The organism is Lysinibacillus sp. FSL H8-0500, assembly GCF_038051955.1.
Lineage (GTDB): Bacteria > Bacillota > Bacilli > Bacillales_A > Planococcaceae > Lysinibacillus > Lysinibacillus macroides.
Genome location: NZ_CP150292.1, coordinates 1,328,025 through 1,344,866 on the forward strand (window position 1 = coordinate 1,328,025; position 16,842 = coordinate 1,344,866).

The following is a 16,842-nucleotide window of genomic DNA, read 5'->3' on the forward strand; positions in this document are numbered from 1 at the left end:
TAGAAGCATGTGCTTGATGAGAACGATAATTTCCACCCAAATGAAGTTAGTAACAGAAGTTCAATTTGTAGCGTTTTTATGTCATAAGGTATCATTCGCACCTGAGTAAGCAAAATTGTATAATAAGGATAATAACAACTGTTCATAAGTGAGGTGATACCATAGGTGAAATTGCGAAATCCACATGATAAGTTTTTTAAGGAATCCTTTGGAAATGTCGCTGTAGCGAGGGATTTTTTGTTGAATTATTGTCCACAGGAAGTATTGCAAGTATTAGATTTAAGCACACTAGAACCACAGAAGGATAGCTTTTTAACACCTGAATTAGAGGAAAGCTTCTCAGATTTATTATTTAAGGTGAATATTTGTCAGCGAGAAGGCTATTTATATTTATTGTTTGAACATAAGAGTTATCCAGATAAGGGTACAACCTTGCAGCTCTTGCGGTATATGTTGGATATTTGGGAAGCCAAGCGCGTAAAAGAACGTGCAAAGAAGCTCCCAATTGTCCTTCCATTGGTGATTTATCATGATGAAAGACAATGGAATTCACCAACCAGTTTGGGGGAACTACTTGACGGCTATGAGGAATTGCCAGAGGCAGTAAAGGCTTATGTACCAAATTTTAACTATTTATTTTATGATTTATCTAACTATACAGATGAAGAAATACGAGGGGAAGTCCAAACACGTATTTTATTGACCTTATTCCGCGATATAAAAATTAAAAGCGGGGAAGCAGTTCTTTTATCTGTATTTCGCGCCTTTCGTTATTTAGAGGAGCTAGAAGACAAACAATCGGCAGTTGGTTATGTGGAAACGATGTTACGCTATATTTATGAAGGCGGAAACGATTTAACAAAAGAAGATATGAGCAAAATCATCAAACGTCTTGAAAACCATGAATTGAAGGGAAGTGACCTAGCAATGACATTGGCGGAGATTTTAAGAAATGAGGGTCGTGAAGAAGGCAGACAAGAAGGCAGACAAGAAGGCAGACAAGAAGGCGAAATGCAAGCTTTATCAAGAATGACAATTATTCAACTAACACAAAAATTCGGTGAGCTACCTGAGGAGCTAAAGCATAGAATTAGCCAAGCAAATATCGAAGCTCTCAACCAAATCGTAGCAAATATTTTCACGATTAGTAGTTTGGAGGAAGTGAAGCGGTACTTGTCATAATAAGTAGATGTCAAGAATTTGTGTTATATGCCTTTTGTTATTTAAAGAAGCTGAAAAATAATAATTTGTGGCAACAATTTAATAAAAGACAAGATAAGCAAAATCATCAAACGTCTTGAAAAGCATGAATTGAAGGGAAGTGACCTAGCAATGACATTGGCGGAGATTTTAAGAAATGAGGGTCGTGAAGAAGGCAGACAAGAAGGTAGACAAGAAGGCGAAATGCAAGCTTTATCAAGAATGACAATTATTCAACTAACACAAAAATTCGGTGAGCTACCTGAGAAGCTAAAGCATAGAATTAGCCAAGCAAATATCGAAGCCCTCAATCAAATTGTATCCAATATTTTTACATTTAGTGATTTGGATGAAGTAAAGGGCTATTTATTTCAATAAACAAGACGAGGTTGTAGTTACCTCGTCTTGTTTTTAGTATAACAACGCCATTGCATGTTTTTGAAGAATTTGTGAAAAGCGAAAAGCCCTTCTTTTCTTTTTAGAAGAATAGTGTAAAATCAGAATCGAAAATTGCTATATAACAATTTTGGATAGAATATTATTGTTATTAGACATGGAGCCTTTTCATTATGGGTTATTATAATATTTGAGCAATAGGGCATTCGTATTTTTGAGTACACAAGCAAAGATGAGACGATACAAGTACTACAAATATTCCATAAAAATACATATTATCATATACAAATTAAACCAAAGAGTAACAGGTGAGTGTAGCTGTTACTCTTTTTTGTTTGTCTTTTCATTTTTTTCTCCGTTATTGCCTATCATGAAGACGATAAATAGGTAGCTATATAGCAATAAATCCTGTAGAAATACAAGTCACAACAATTTTCATAGATAACACTAGCATTAAATTTTATAAGATGCTGCACAACATGGCAGATAATTGACAAGGGTTTAAATGATTCTAGTGTTGATATCTATTTTTATATTCGCGAGTATAGGTTCTTACTCCGCGAGTATTGCCTCTGCTTGCAAATGTTTGCTTCAGCTTTGTGGGTATTTTTTAAAAAAGATAAGTTTTTTCATTTTTATAATTAAATATTACTAAAAAATAATATATTATAAAGATAGAAAATATTGTGGCAATCCGCTCTGTAACAGCTTTCTCTGATAGAGCCTTTCATCCAGCAGATAATATCACACACGCACAATTAGCGAAAATTTTAGCAAATTGGCTCATAACTGAAGGTACAAGTTCTGCTAAGGATGTAGCTATCATTGGAGTGCAAGCTATATTGCAGCACTAGGGCGAGCAGGGATTACATTGGGGGATAATAGGAAATTTCACCCTGGAGCATCTATGACAAGAACCCAATTGGTAGCGTTTTATACTGAGTAATGTAGCAATAAATAGTGAGGCTATCTGACAGCTTCACATCATTATGATCATAGAGAAAAATTTTTATATTGTTTTATATTATTTTATAGTAATATAAAATCAGAAATAGATAATGATACTATTTCTGATGGGGCAAAGAATTAAAGAAGACTGTTTAGTTGTTCTTGTACATGAATTCTATATAACTAATATTTGTAAAAAAGTTATTGTCAGGTGAGATATAATAAGTGAAGGAAGTGGTTCAATGGAGATTGACATTGATTTTTCAAGTATTCATACTTTTTGGAGATCAACGCATTCTACTTCAAATTGGTTGATAGAAGATATCTATACTAGTCTATATTCTAAATTTGTACATCGACTTGTTGCTGCCGATACAGATGGTTTTGCGACTATTCAGGGAAAACCTGTTATTTATGTAGCGAATCATCAGACAGCTATTGAGTCGATGTTGTTTTGTATGATTGTAGGGGGTCTGACCCAAACGCCGATTTGCTCATTAGCGAAGATGGAACATCAACAAAGCTGGTTAGGTCAATTGATTTCGCATAGCTCGTTATATCCAGGCTATCATCCCCATCGTAGTATGATTTTGTTTGACAGAAGGAAGCCTCGGACATTTTTAAAAATTTTAAAACAGATGTCAACTATTTTACAGAAGGAACAGACTTCCCTATTGATTCATGTTGATGGTACAAGAGCAATAAGCTGTCGCGAAGCATCAACACAAATGAATAGGAATGTTATAAAGTTAGCCATAGAAGCTAATGTGCCAATTGTTCCAGTCCGTTTTACGGGAGGGTTGCCAGTAGAGCCCTTATTAGAGCGCATTGATTTCCCTGTCGGCTATGGATGCCAAGATTATTACATCGGTACACCTATTTTGCCCGAGAAATTGCGGTTACTTTCCATAGAAAAACAAAAAAAAGTTATTTTACAAGGTATCAATCAATTGGGCATTCCTAATGAAAAGGAAGTTCCTTATGCTCCTGACCAAGATTTTGCGAAAAAAGTAAGGGGTTGGATGAATGAAACTGGGGTTGTAGAATCCTATGCGGTTCTTCTGCATACACTTGCTACCTACAGTGATGTGGGGCCCGAAAGCAAGGCGCTGATTGCTGGAATGGAGCAAAGAAAGTTGAATTATCCAGCAAATGAGGTAGCACAATGGTTAAATCAGTTTGCACATTGGATGTATGGAAACACGAATCTTGACAATAACATACAGGTAAATAGAGGCTGAAATTTCGATTGATAAGAAAGAGGTGGGGACGATAGCTTTCTATTATCGACGCAGTTTACTTTATTTTTTTATTTCCTTTATTGGAACGGGGCTGCAAAACGTAATCCCCCAAGCCTTCTTTTCAGTGACATATCCTGATTCCAAAGAACTGTGGCTTTCCATTTGTCTTGTGGCAGGCTCGTTGGGAAGTATCGGGGCTGTGCGGATTTCTCATAAACATCACCTTTTCGTCAGTGACTTGCTAGGAGTAAGACGAACTATTTTCACAATCGGAGGGTTTGTCACCTTGCTTCTTGCGCTTATTCTTGTACTTGAGACAGGCTATGTTACATGGTTTATATGTTCGTTTATTTGGGCACGTGCGATTTCGCAATGGCTTGTTAACGGGCTGGATCAACATTATGTTCAGTCTACATCGGAAGCAGGAATTAAAGCGCATGCGAACAGTGTTACCTTGATGCAATTGCTTGGTATGATAGTTGCACCAGTATATTTTTCCTTTTTTGCTGACATAGGCTGGCCGAATATCCTGTTAATGATGGTATTGACGGGCTTTATTACGTTTGGCGTGTGGAAACAGCTTCAGCATAAGCAGTCTATTGTGGTTCCTACTGTAGGGGTTCTGTTAGATCAAAGACGACACAAGCTGGAGTATCAGGACTGGTTGTTTCTTATTTATGTCATCAGCACTGCAACAGGGTCACTATTATTTTCAAGCAATGCGATATTTATTGTCACGGATTTTTATCATCTTAAACACCCGATTGTACAAGGCGGTTTATTATTGACTATTATGAATTTGACCGCGATTGTTTCTGTTATTATCAATAAAAGAACAATTCAAATAAAACAAAGCATGGCACATCGGGAAGTTTTGGTATACTCTCGTAAGCTTGTCATACTTTCTTCTGTATTGGTTGTCCAAATATTTTGTCTATGGCTTCGTCCAGTTGATGCCTATTTCTTTTTGGTGGGCTGGGGAATCGTCATTGGATATTTCTATGGATTGTTCTATTTATTTACTCGATTACTCGTGACCCATCTTGCTGTGACAGAAAACAAACAGTGGGTGCTGTCCCTATATAACAATCAATCTAGTTATTCAGTTGTTCTTTCATCTGTGGTCCTACTGTTTCTTTCAATTGCTACCCATTTTGCTGGAGTTGATATGATTCCATACATTCTGGCTGCGATTGCGTTTTTCATTATAAGTGGCTTTGTGGTAGCCATCCTACTACGGTATAGAATTCACCTAAGTAACTGAAATTGTATAACCACATATTACTTTTTAATAATATTAACTAAGGAGGTGGGATTATTATGATAAGCTTAAAGAAGCTTAGCTTTTTCATAATGCTGTATGTCGTTATCCAGTTTTCTCTTATCGTTTCACCAACTGTAGAGGCTTCAGAGGCAGGTCAATTTAACCCGATTCGACTACAGGCAGGTTTTTTTGGACCTAGTTTTGGGGGCATCATGGGGATGGATATAGATAAAGATGGCAATATTTATGTCGTTGATCACTACACACACACAGTTTGGAAATTTGATTCAGATGGTAATTATCTAAAAGATTGGTATAATGCTGATCCGAATTTGAATATTGACCCATTTCATAGACCTGCCTGTATTGCCGTAGATGCGGCAGGGAATATGTATATTACAGATTATGACAATCATCGCATTCAAAAATTCGCATCAGATGATACTTGGATAAAGAGCTGGGGAAAGTATGGGAAGGGCAATGGTCAATTTGACTACTCTTGGGGAATTACAATCGATTCAGCAGGGTATGTTTATGTGGCGGATGCTAGAAATAATCGCGTCCAAAAATTTACATCAGATGGTACATATATAACGCAATTCGGTGGGCTTTCGGAACCTCTTTATGTTGCAATAGATAAAGATGGCAATGTGTATACGACGAATCGTGATTATTATAGTGATAATCAATGGGTGCAAAAATATAAAGCAGATGGCACATTTTTGACCCAGTGGACTGGGGATTTTAAGGAAGTAGCTGGCATTGTTATTGATGCAGAGGGCAATGTTTATGTGGCGGATGCTGGTAATCATAGCATTAAAAAATTCACATCAAATGGTGAATATTTAACGGAATGGGGTGGATTTGGTACGGGCAATGGTCAATTTAACTATCCAACTGATCTCGCAATGGATTCGGCAGGGAATATATATGTAACCGATACACGGAACAAGCGTGTGCAAAAAATGACGCCCTTACCATCTACAGCAACTTTAAGCAGCCTAACTGTGAATACAGGCACCCTAAATCCAGCCTTTTCATCCACAAGAGATAACTATTCAATCAATGTAGCTCATCATGTATCCACATTGACCATTACGGCAAAAGCTGAGGATGCGCTTGCAAAAATCAATGCAGAAGGAAAGACGCCAGCTACGGGCACATTGAGCGAGCAAGTCGATCTAGAGGTGGGGAATAATACTATTCCTATTATTGTTACGGCTCAAGATGGTCATAGCAAAAAGACCTATACGTTAACTGTAAAACGAGCACCATCAACGGATGCGACTTTAAAAAGCTTAACGCTAGACCACGGTACATTAAGCCCAGCTTTCTCAGCGAGTCGAGAGGCTTATACCGTGCAGGTAGCACATACGGTATCCGCCCTCCAAATTACAGCTTTAACCACAAATAATGGGGCAAGTACGACGATTAATGGTAGTAAGAAAACAACGGAAACGGTATCGTTAGTAGCAGGGCAAACAAAGACGATTCCAATTGTCGTCACAGCTCAGGATGGCAACACAAAAAAGACTTATACACTAACAGTAACAAGAGCCATATCAACGGATGCGACTTTAAAGAGTTTAACGACCAGTAGTGGAACAGTAAGCCCGTTGTTTACACCAAATGAAGAAAACTACACGGTGCAAGTAGACACTAGCGTCACCACAGTAGATGTTGCTGCTATTACAACAGATAGTCAAGCCAGTTTCACCATAAATGGTAAGCAAACAACAGAAGAAACGATCTCGCTAGCAGCAGGGCAAACCAAAATAATTCCAATTGTTGTGACCGCTCAAGATGGCAAGACAACAAAAACGTATACATTAACAGTAACAAGAGCCCCATCAAGTGATGCGACCTTAAAAAGTTTGACGACGAGTAGTGGAACAGTAAGCCCGTTGTTTACACCAAATGAAGAAAACTACACGGTGCAAGTAGACACTAGCGTCACGACAGTGGATGTTGCGGCGATTACAATGGATAGTCAAGCGAGTTTTACCATAAATGGCAAGCAAACAATAGAAGAAACCATCTCGCTAGCAGCAGGGCAAACCAAAATCATCCCGATTGTTGTGACAGCTCAGGACGGGAAAACAACAAAAACGTATACATTGACAGTCACACGTGCGCCATCAAGCGATGCCACGTTGCAAAGTTTAACGGTCAGTAATGGTACGTTAAGCCCAGCATTCACGGCAAATGAAGAAACCTATACGGTGCAGGTAGAGCATCATGTGACGACAGTGGATGTTGCCGCTATTACAACGGATAACCAAGCAAGTCTTACTATAAATGGAAAACATACAACAGCGGAAACAGTGACACTAGTAGCAGGGCAAGCCGTGTCGATTCCACTTGTCGTCACAGCCCAAGATGGTATAATCCAAAAGACCTATACAGTGATGATAGCACGTGCACCATCAAGCGATGCAACCCTGCAAAGTCTGGTTGTAGATAATGGCATCCTAAGTCCAAGCTTCCAGCCAACTACCACAATCTATACCGTGCAGCCAGCTATTGCTGCTTCTACATTACAAGTGACAGCGCTGCCAACGAACATGGATGCAAGCGTGATGATTAACGGGCATCCTACGACAGCCGATACGATTACGTTAACGATGAGCCAACCGATGACCATTCCCATCATTGTGACAGCGCAAAATGGGGAACAGAGTGTTTACACATTGCTTGTACAGGAAACGATCATTCCCGTTGCAAGCGTGATGATCCAACCAACACAATTACGGCTACAAGTAGGAGAGCACCCAGTTGCATTGACAGCAACAGTCTATCCAATAAATGCGAGTAATCAGCGTGTGAGCTGGCGAAGCAATAACCCAAGTGTGGCCACTGTTGATGAACAGGGCAGAGTCACACCAAAATCGGCAGGTCAAGCAGAAATTGACGTCACAACAGTAGATGGGGGGCAAACAGCCACAGCTTTTATCACCGTGGAGCAGGTTGTAGTTGGGAATGAATCGACACCAAGCCCAGCACCGATGGAAGAGCCAACAAGCGGCAATAATCCCTCTCCACCAACCTCTATGACAATTACATTTTATACAAATGGAGGGACAATGCTGGAGCCGATCAAGGTGGCTTATCATACGAAAATTAGTGATTTACCAGTACCTACAAGAGAGGGCTACCAATTTGAGGGCTGGTATCAGGATGAAGCATTCACAATTCCATGGGCAGAGGATGTGCTTGTTCGAGGAGATTTAGCACTTTATGCAAAATGGATAGCCTTACCAGCGGAGGAATTGGAAGCCCCAAAAGAATCGCAGCCCAAGCCATCAATTGTAACTTTCCGAGATATTGAGAAGCACTGGGCACAGGAAATGATTGAGGCATTAGCAACGCAGGGAATTATTCAAGGCTATGAGGATGGTACCTTCCGCCCCAATGAGTCGATCAGTCGGCAGCATGTGGCAGCGCTAATAACTAGAGCCTTTTCATTTGAATCGGTACGAACAACAGATGATTTTTCAGATGTTCCCCCAATGAATCCATATTATGAGGCAATCCGCACATTACAGCAGGCTGGAATGATAGATGGCACAGAAGAGGGGATGTTCCTACCAACCGAAAAAATGACACGTGCTCAGCTAGCAAAGGTGCTTGTGGGGATGATGGAGCTAACGCCAGAAGGAACAACTTCATTTAGCGATGTAAGTAGCGATCATTGGGGAGCAGGCTATATTGCTACATTAGAGCGTGAAGGCATTGCACTTGGCGACAATGGCTATTTCTATCCAAATAAACCTGTGACCCGTGCACAGTTCGTCACATTTTTATATCGTATCATGTACATGCAGTAGGGCTTGCTTCAAAAGAACACCTCCGTTCTGCATGAACAACAAAAGTGCTTGGAAGTATCTAGTTTCTTCCAAGCTTTTCATTTGATCCATTCTATTCAGCATATTGGTTGTGTAAAGTTTTTCATGGTATCCTATTAATAGCTTTTATTTTTAAAGGGGGTATCTGTGATGGCAGAAAGAGGAAGACCTAAAGGCGCAATTGGAGAAGAAAGTCGGGCATTACTACTTGAAATAGCAGCAAAAGAATTTGCACAGCATGGATACCACGGAACAAAGGTGAGTTCGATTGTAAAAGGTGCATCATTAAGTCAGCCTACATTTTATTTATATTTTAAAAATAAAGAGGCTATTTTTGAAGAACTAGAAAATTTATTTTACCTACGACTAATGGAGTATGCAAAGAAAAGTCGTTTACAGCCTCAGCTAGAGCCACCAACAGTTAAAGCGCGTATTGTCCATAATTTAAAGGAATTATTAACATTCTTTTGCAAGAACCCAAATTTAACGCGCATCGGGTTTTATTTGTCTACAAAGGCAAATGATATCAAGACACAAATTGTTCAGCAAATTAAAGGAAATCTTGATTTTGAAGTAAGTGCAGGCTATTTTCGTAAAAATCTGGATACACAAATGGTTGCAGAGTGTTTAATCGGTATGATTGAACGATTAACGTTTATCCAATTACTGCCTAAGAAAAAAGGGCCAGAAGAAATAGCCAATGATATTGTAGACTTATTAATAGAGGGTATGTTGGATAGAGAAAATAATAGAAAATAGCTTAAAAGAAGCTGGAACAGAACGCCATTATTTTGAAAAATAGCGAAAATGGATAACAATTTTTTTATTTCATTAAGTTGAATATTCCTCTCTAAATCAAAAAGTGACAGACTTATTTGGAACTTGGTCTAACATTTTTTCTTTTTGTCCCAGCTTTTTTGTATAGTCGGAAGCATTAGACAAGGAAAATGTAGGCGACCAAATAGGAATATATAAACCAACTAAAAGGTCAGATAGAATAGATGCACGTAGCGTAGCCTTCCGTATGAAAAAGAGTGTAGAAATTTTGGGAGGGTTTAAAGGGAATGAAACAGTATTCACACACCGAAATTTCGAAACACACAAAACTATATTAAGTGGTGATTTTTTTCGTGAAACAAATGCTTATAGTGTATTCTATCATTTATTTAATCCGTCAAATATATTAGATGAAACAGCACTTCTTAATGGTGTCACAATTACGGATGGGCGTGCGAATATATCTTGAATTTATTGGAGATAAAGCATTAACAGCAGGCAGTGATGGTGACTATGGAGGTGCTGTCCATAATACTATAGACCCTCTTTCATAAACTGAAACCTAATGAATGTTGAATTTAATGGAAATTCAACAGCCTTAGGTGGCGGAATTTACAATGGAGCAAGCAGTCTGCTCTTGACAAAGGAAAACTTTATCTTGGTTCAGCAAATGTCTTTTGTATCGAAAGCGAAGCATCAGATATTTTATGTACCGAAAGTATTAGCGCAGGTACAATTACGCTGAGGCATAATGGATTATTTCTTATATTACGCTGGCGTTCATATAATTCTATATGTTCAGGCTTTAATGTCATTTTTTTGTTATTATTGGTTTGTTACGGCTATTTTTCCAATTTAAAGGATTACCTAAATAACTGAAATTACTTATATAGTTTGAAAAAATTTTATATAAACATATATTACTTTCTGATAATATATGTTTTAGGAGGTGATTGCGTTGAGTGGAAAAAAGCTACGTTTATTTGTCCTGTTATATATAGTTCTGCAGTTTTCTTTGGTCGTTTTCTCCTCTGTGGAAGCTTCGGAGGCAGGGAAGTTTAGAACGGTATTAACAGGTTTTAATCAGCCAGAAGGAATTGCGGTAGATAAAGACGGTAATATTTACGTTATTGATGCACGTGACAATTGTATTTTGAAATTCAAATCGGATAACTCATTTCTTAATAAATGGTGTAATCAAATAGGTGGACAGTCAATTTCTTATCCAAAAGGAATTGCGGTGGATGCTGCAGGGAATATTTATATCACAAACTCAAATAATTCAACTATACAAAAATTTAGGGCAGATGGTACGCATATAATGGATTGGGGAGGCTATGGAACAGCTATTGGTCAATTTAATAATCCTAGCAGTATTGCCATAGATATAGCAGACAATCTTTATATTGCAGATACGTATAATAAACGTATTCAAAAATTTACATCGAATGGCGTATATGTAATGCATTTTGATATAGAGTACTCCCCCTATAATATTACAGTAGATAAATTGGGAAATATATATACTACGAATTTGGACGTTTTACGAAAATATAAAGCAGATGGCACATATTTAATGAAATTTAATGGGAGTTTCAACTTTCCAGATGGGATAGCTACCGATGCAGATAATAACATCTATGTTGTGGATAAAATGAGACATTGCATACAAAAATACGCGGCAAACGGAACGCATTTAGCTCAATGGGGGGCTCAGGGGAAGGGGGATGGTCAGTTTCTTTATCCTACTCAAATAGCAAGCGATACAGCAGGGAATTTGTATGTGACAGATAGGGATAATAAACGTGTGCAAAAGATGACTCCGTTACCATCTAATACAAACTTAGCTAGCCTAAAGGTGGGAGAAGCCACATTATCACCTTCACCGAATTATCAGGTAGAGGTAGGGAATGATGTTTCGATGCAAACCATTATAGCAACATCATCAGATCCTCTTGCGAAAATTAACATAGAAGGGCAGCCACCATCTATTGGCACATTGAGTTATCAGGCAAATCTAAATGTTGGTGATAATGTGATTCCAATTGTTGTGACGGCTCAGGATGGGTATAGTAAAAAAACGTACACGCTTACGATAAAGAGATTGCCATCAAATGAAGCCACCTTAAAAAGCTTAACAGTCAATCATGGTACATTAAATCCAATGTTTGCAGCAAATGAAGAAACTTACACGTTACAAGTAGAGCATGCTGTAGCAGCGCTTCAAATTACAGCAGAAACAACAAATAATGGAGCACGTATGACCATCAATGGCAATCGGAAAACATCGGAAACGATAGCACTGGTAGCAGGTCAAACCACAACGATACCGATTGTAGTAACAGCCCAAAATGGCATGACGCAAAAAACCTACACATTGGCAGTAACAAGGGCGTTATCAGATGATGCCACCTTAAAAAGCATAATGGTAGATCATGGTACGTTAAGCCCAGCATTCATGGCAAGCGAAGAAACCTACACGTTACAGGTAGCGCATGCTGTAGCAGCGCTTCAAATTACAGCGGAAACAACAAATAATGGAGCAAGTATGACTATCAATGGCAGTGAGAAAACATCGGAAACGATAGCGCTAGTAGCAGGTCAAACCATAACGATACCGATTGTAGTAACAGCCCAAAATGGCATGATACAAAAAACCTACACATTGGCAATAACCCGAGCGTTGTCAGATGATGCGACCTTAAAAAGCATAACGGTAGATCATGGTACGTTAAGCCCAGCATTTACGGCAAATGAAGAAACCTATACGTTACAGGTAGAACATAGCGTTCCAGCAATAAATGTTGTCGCACTCCCATTAGATAATCAAGCAAGTGTGACTATTAATGGACGTCAAAAAACATCGGAAATAATCCTACTGATAGCAGGGCAAGCAACTCAAGTTCCGATAGTTGTAACAGCCCAAGATGGAGAAACGCAAAAGACCTACACAATGATAGTAATGCGAGCACCATCAAATGATGCCACCTTACAAAGTTTAATAGTAGAACATGGTATATTAAATCCAAGCTTCAATTCATCTGTAACAATGTATACCGTCCAGCCTGATCTTACTGCTGCTACCTTACAAGTGACAGCACTGCCAACGAATGTTGATGCAAGTGTGATGATTAATGGAAAAACCACTACAGCAGATACAGTTACTTTAACAACAGAACATTCTATGACCATTCCAATTGTAGTTACCGCACAAAGCGGTGAGCAGAGTGTCTACACATTGCTTGTACAAGAACCATCTATCCCTGTGACCAGTGTTCGATTACAGCCAGAAAAGTTCCAATTACAGGTAGGTAGTAATCCAGTAGCATTGACAGCAACGATATATCCAAGCAATGCGAGTAATCAGCGTGTTAGTTGGAGAAGTACTAACCCAGTTATTGCCACTGTTGATGAATACGGAATGGTTACAGCTAAATCGGCGGGAAAAACAGAAATTGTAGTAACAACGGCGGATGGTGGTCAAACAGCAACAGCTCTAGTAGTAGTGGAAGAAATTCCAACTAGGAATGAGCCGCTACCAAGCCCAACACCTACACAGCAGCCAATAAACGATAATGATTTTTCTCCACCATCAACTGTAAAAATTATATTGTATGCAAATAATGGTACAGTACTAGAGCCAATTGAAATTACCTATAATACAAGAGTTAGTGATTTACCAGTGCCAACAAGAGAGGGCTACCAATTTGATGGCTGGTATCAGGATGAATCGCTGACAACACCATGGGTTGTGGAGATGCTTGTGCGAGAGGATATAGTACTTTATGCCAAGTGGATAGCATTGCCGGTGGAAGAACTAGAACCACTGCAAGAATCACAGCAACCACCAAAGCCAGTCGAGAGGTTTGAAGATATTGAACGCCATTGGGCACAAGAGATGATTGAGGAACTAGTGACACGTGATATTATTCAAGGCTATGAGGATGGCACTTTCCGTCCGAATGAAGCGATTAGTCGTCAGCATGTTGTCGCACTATTAACAAGAGCCTTTTCATTTGAATCGGTGCGATCAACAGATGATTTTTCAGATGTTTCACCAATGAATCCATATTATGAGGCAATACGTACATTACAGCAGGCTGGAATTATTGATGGCGCAGAGGGGATGTTCCTACCAACAGAAAATACGACACGTGCCCAGCTAGCAAAGGTACTGGTTGGTGTAATGGGACTAACGCCAGCAGGAACAACTTCATTTAGCGATGTAAGTAGCAATCATTGGGGAGCAGGCTATATTGCAGTATTAGAGCGTGAAGGTATTGCGCTTGGTGATCATGGTAAATTCCATCCAAATGTGCCTGTCACACGTGCAGAATTTGTAGCATTTTTATATCGAATCATAGAAAAAGAATAACCAATAAAGGGCTTGAAGAGGGAGTGATTTCCTTATCGAGCCATAAAGTAAGGGACGTCTGAATTCGATGGCGTCTCTTTTTATTTCGTAGGAATAAGTGGTTGGTAAACTGCGAGTATTCGTATATCACATCAGATAATACATTATGCTACAATAAAAGAAAAAAAGAGGCGATGACTGTGAATAACGTCATTGATTTTATTGCAAAGAAAAGAGAACGTGAGGAAAGGCAGCGCGCTCAGGATTTGGAACACTATGTAGCTACGCGCTGTAATTTTCAGCAGCCTGAAAACATTGATGCGCTTGTAGAGGAAAGGCTTATTGAGGTCAAGGATCATTCATTATTTCTGGGCTTTTTATCCATTTTAAAGGACGAGCAAATAGAGCCGCTCGCTATTTTTCAGGATGTATTTCTGTTAGAGCCTGCGCGCTTTGAAATGTCCTACAATATGAAATGGTGGTCAGTAGTTCAGTTGGCGTTTACATTTTTAACAATTCTAAAGGAAAATGAGCCACATACATATGCTCAATTTTTAGGTCTTTCCACATAATCTAGGTAGATAGCGCATTCCTAGATTTTCTTTGTATATGGAGTGATGGATAACACGGTAAAATTGACAGATAGCATGCTGACTTTGGCAGATAGAACTAAATAATTGATAGCTAGCTAGCCAAGCTCAAGCTTGCTAATTTAAGTCGAAAACACGACATTTCATGCACAAACCTTGTAGGATATAGCAACTATTCAGTATAATAGTAAAATGGAAATTCAAGTGCATGGATTTCGTTTGAAAGGAGTTACCTGATTGCGATGAATGAGGAACAACGCTTAGCTAATCAGCAAGTCAATCAACCAAAAAAAGAAGACAAGCCTGAAAAGGATTATAGTAAATATTTTGAGAAGGTTTTTATAGCTCCTTCGTTAAAGGATGCTAAAAAGCGTGGTAAAGAAGAGGTCAAGTACCACAAAGATTTTAGTATAGCAGAAGAATTCACAGGGATGGGTAAAGAGCGTACCTTCTATATTCGTACGTATGGCTGTCAAATGAATGAACATGACACAGAAGTAATGGCTGGGATTTTTATGCAGCTTGGCTATACACCAACAGATAAGATTGAAGAAGCGGATGTTGTGCTACTAAATACATGTGCCATTCGTGAAAATGCAGAAAACAAAGTATTTGGAGAGTTGGGCTTTCTGTTAAAATATAAGCGTAAAAATCCAGAAATGCTGATTGGCGTTTGTGGCTGTATGTCACAAGAGGAATCCGTTGTTAATAAAATTTTAAGAAGCTATCCACATGTCGATATGGTATTTGGCACACATAATATTCACCGTCTGCCAAATATTTTAAAAGAAGCCTACATGTCGAAAGAAATGGTAATAGAGGTTTGGTCTAAAGAAGGCGATGTCATTGAAAATCTGCCGAAAAAACGTCTGGGCTCCATTAAGGCTTGGGTGAATATTATGTATGGGTGCGATAAATTCTGTACGTATTGTATCGTTCCGTATACACGTGGTAAGGAGCGAAGTCGACGCCCAGAGGAGATCATTGCTGAAGTTCGTGAGCTAGCGGCAGCGGGCTACAAAGAAATTATGTTGCTGGGGCAAAATGTCAACGCTTACGGCAAAGATTTTGAGGATATCGATTATCGTCTTGGCGATTTAATGGATGAATTACGAAAGATTGATATTCCACGTATTCGTTTTACAACGAGTCATCCACGTGACTTTGATGATCATTTAATCGAAGTTCTTGCAAAACGCGGCAACTTAGTGGAACATATTCATTTACCAGTGCAGTCTGGCTCAAATGATGTGCTAAAAATTATGGCGCGTAAATATACACGTGAGCATTTCCTTGGGCTAGTAGATAAGATTAAAGCCGCAATACCTGAAGTGACGTTAACAACCGATATTATCGTTGGCTATCCAAATGAAACAGAGGAGCAGTTTGAGGAAACATTGTCCTTATACCGTGAAGTCGGCTTTGAGGCAGCGTTTACGTATATTTATTCTCCACGTGAAGGCACACCAGCTGCAAAAATGGTTGATAATGTCCCTGAAGAGGTGAAAAAAGAGCGTCTTCAACGTTTAAATGAAGTGGTGGGTGAATATTCGCGCAAAGCATTAGAGCGTTTAAAAGGTGAGGTTGTCGAAGTCTTAGTAGAAGGTATAAGTAAAAAACGTGATGATGTTTTAGCAGGCTATACACGTAAAAATCGTCTTGTGAACTTTAAAGCACCAGCAGAAGTGATTGGTCAATTAGTAAAAGTTAAAATAACAGAGGCTACATCTTATTCACTTACAGGTGAATTTGTGGAAGTCGTAAAAAATGAAAAGGTGGAAGCGTAAATGACACAAGTTTTATATACAAAAGAGGATTTAATTAAAAAATCACATGAAATTGCACATATGATTGCCAATACGCCAGAGGTTGAATTTTTTAAAAAGGCAGAAGCACAAATTAATGAAAATCAACAAGTACGTGAACGTATTGCAAGCTTAAAAAGCTTACAAAAACAAGCAGTTAATTTCCAACACCTAGGGAAAGAAAAAGCATTAAAAATGATTGAAGATAAAATTGCTAAAATCGAAGAGGAAATTAATGATATTCCTGTTGTGCAGCAATTTAAAGAATCACAAGGTGATGTGAATGATTTATTGCAACTTGTATCGAATACAATTGCCAATAATGTAACAAATGAAATTGTTCGTTCAACAGGCGGTGATGTACTGCGCGGTGAGACAGGTTCACAAGTAGCTAACTCTCAGCCAGGTAGCTGCTCTTAATA

Annotated in this window: 12 protein-coding genes; all 12 read left to right on the forward strand. The window is 38.8% G+C overall.

All coding sequences use genetic code 11. The features are described from left to right. The first annotated feature begins 165 nt into the window (after positions 1–165). The 12 genes from MHB44_RS06155 to MHB44_RS06210 all read left to right on the forward strand — a co-directional run bounded on the left by MHB44_RS06155 (position 166) and on the right by MHB44_RS06210 (position 16,840). On the forward strand, positions 166–1,182 hold the full coding sequence (locus MHB44_RS06155; RefSeq protein ID WP_341301986.1) for an Rpn family recombination-promoting nuclease/putative transposase: 1,017 nt from the start codon (positions 166–168) through the stop codon (positions 1,180–1,182). 150 nt (positions 1,183–1,332) lie between these two features. Beyond that, positions 1,333–1,578 (forward strand): DUF4351 domain-containing protein, encoded by a 246-nt coding sequence (locus tag MHB44_RS06160; RefSeq protein ID WP_341301987.1) that lies wholly within the window; start codon positions 1,333–1,335, stop codon positions 1,576–1,578. A 704-nt stretch (positions 1,579–2,282) separates the two neighbouring features. Next, positions 2,283–2,450 (forward strand): hypothetical protein, encoded by a 168-nt coding sequence (locus MHB44_RS06165; protein ID WP_341301988.1) that lies wholly within the window; start codon positions 2,283–2,285, stop codon positions 2,448–2,450. 336 nt (positions 2,451–2,786) lie between these two features. After that, positions 2,787–3,785: a 1-acyl-sn-glycerol-3-phosphate acyltransferase gene (locus MHB44_RS06170; protein WP_341301989.1), complete on the forward strand. Its 999-nt coding sequence runs from the start codon at positions 2,787–2,789 to the stop codon at positions 3,783–3,785. Positions 3,786–4,071: 286 nt separating this feature from the next. Further along, entirely contained in the window at positions 4,072–5,049 is a 978-nt protein-coding gene (locus MHB44_RS06175; RefSeq protein WP_341301990.1) for a hypothetical protein, read from the forward strand. Positions 5,050–5,105: 56 nt separating this feature from the next. Continuing rightward, positions 5,106–8,876 carry a cadherin-like beta sandwich domain-containing protein gene (locus MHB44_RS06180; RefSeq protein ID WP_341301991.1) on the forward strand — a complete coding sequence of 1,257 codons (3,771 nt, stop codon included), beginning with the start codon at positions 5,106–5,108 and terminating at the stop codon, positions 8,874–8,876. A gap of 168 nt (positions 8,877–9,044) precedes the next feature. Beyond that, on the forward strand, positions 9,045–9,653 hold the full coding sequence (locus MHB44_RS06185) for a TetR/AcrR family transcriptional regulator (RefSeq protein WP_341301992.1): 609 nt from the start codon (positions 9,045–9,047) through the stop codon (positions 9,651–9,653). Positions 9,654–10,236: 583 nt separating this feature from the next. Then, entirely contained in the window at positions 10,237–10,416 is a 180-nt protein-coding gene (locus MHB44_RS06190) for a hypothetical protein (protein ID WP_341301993.1), read from the forward strand. Positions 10,417–10,629: 213 nt separating this feature from the next. Next, positions 10,630–14,046: a cadherin-like beta sandwich domain-containing protein gene (locus MHB44_RS06195; protein ID WP_341301994.1), complete on the forward strand. Its 3,417-nt coding sequence runs from the start codon at positions 10,630–10,632 to the stop codon at positions 14,044–14,046. Between the two features lie 173 nt (positions 14,047–14,219). After that, positions 14,220–14,597, forward strand: coding sequence for a 2-oxoglutarate ferredoxin oxidoreductase subunit beta (locus tag MHB44_RS06200; RefSeq protein ID WP_235473323.1), 378 nt, complete (start codon positions 14,220–14,222; stop codon positions 14,595–14,597). A 260-nt stretch (positions 14,598–14,857) separates the two neighbouring features. Further along, the gene (gene miaB / locus MHB44_RS06205) at positions 14,858–16,402 is read left to right on the forward strand and encodes a tRNA (N6-isopentenyl adenosine(37)-C2)-methylthiotransferase MiaB (protein WP_341301995.1); all 1,545 of its coding nucleotides are present in this window, start codon (positions 14,858–14,860) and stop codon (positions 16,400–16,402) included. After that, a complete protein-coding gene (locus MHB44_RS06210) occupies positions 16,403–16,840 on the forward strand; it encodes a RicAFT regulatory complex protein RicA family protein (RefSeq protein WP_053994006.1) in 438 nt (145 codons plus the stop codon). Positions 16,841–16,842: the final 2 nt, after the last annotated feature.

Excerpts from the sequence above, each read along its gene's own strand:
- miaB (WP_341301995.1), top strand. The coding sequence starts at position 14,858 with ATGAATGAGGAACAACGCTTAGCTAATCAGCAAGTCAATCAACCAAAA.
- MHB44_RS06170 (WP_341301989.1), top strand. The coding sequence starts at position 2,787 with ATGGAGATTGACATTGATTTTTCAAGTATTCATACTTTTTGGAGATCA.
- MHB44_RS06210 (WP_053994006.1), top strand. The coding sequence starts at position 16,403 with ATGACACAAGTTTTATATACAAAAGAGGATTTAATTAAAAAATCACAT.
- MHB44_RS06180 (WP_341301991.1), top strand. The coding sequence starts at position 5,106 with ATGATAAGCTTAAAGAAGCTTAGCTTTTTCATAATGCTGTATGTCGTT.
- MHB44_RS06190 (WP_341301993.1), top strand. The coding sequence starts at position 10,237 with ATGAATGTTGAATTTAATGGAAATTCAACAGCCTTAGGTGGCGGAATT.
- MHB44_RS06185 (WP_341301992.1), top strand. The coding sequence starts at position 9,045 with ATGGCAGAAAGAGGAAGACCTAAAGGCGCAATTGGAGAAGAAAGTCGG.
- MHB44_RS06200 (WP_235473323.1), top strand. The coding sequence starts at position 14,220 with ATGACTGTGAATAACGTCATTGATTTTATTGCAAAGAAAAGAGAACGT.
- MHB44_RS06160 (WP_341301987.1), top strand. The coding sequence starts at position 1,333 with ATGACATTGGCGGAGATTTTAAGAAATGAGGGTCGTGAAGAAGGCAGA.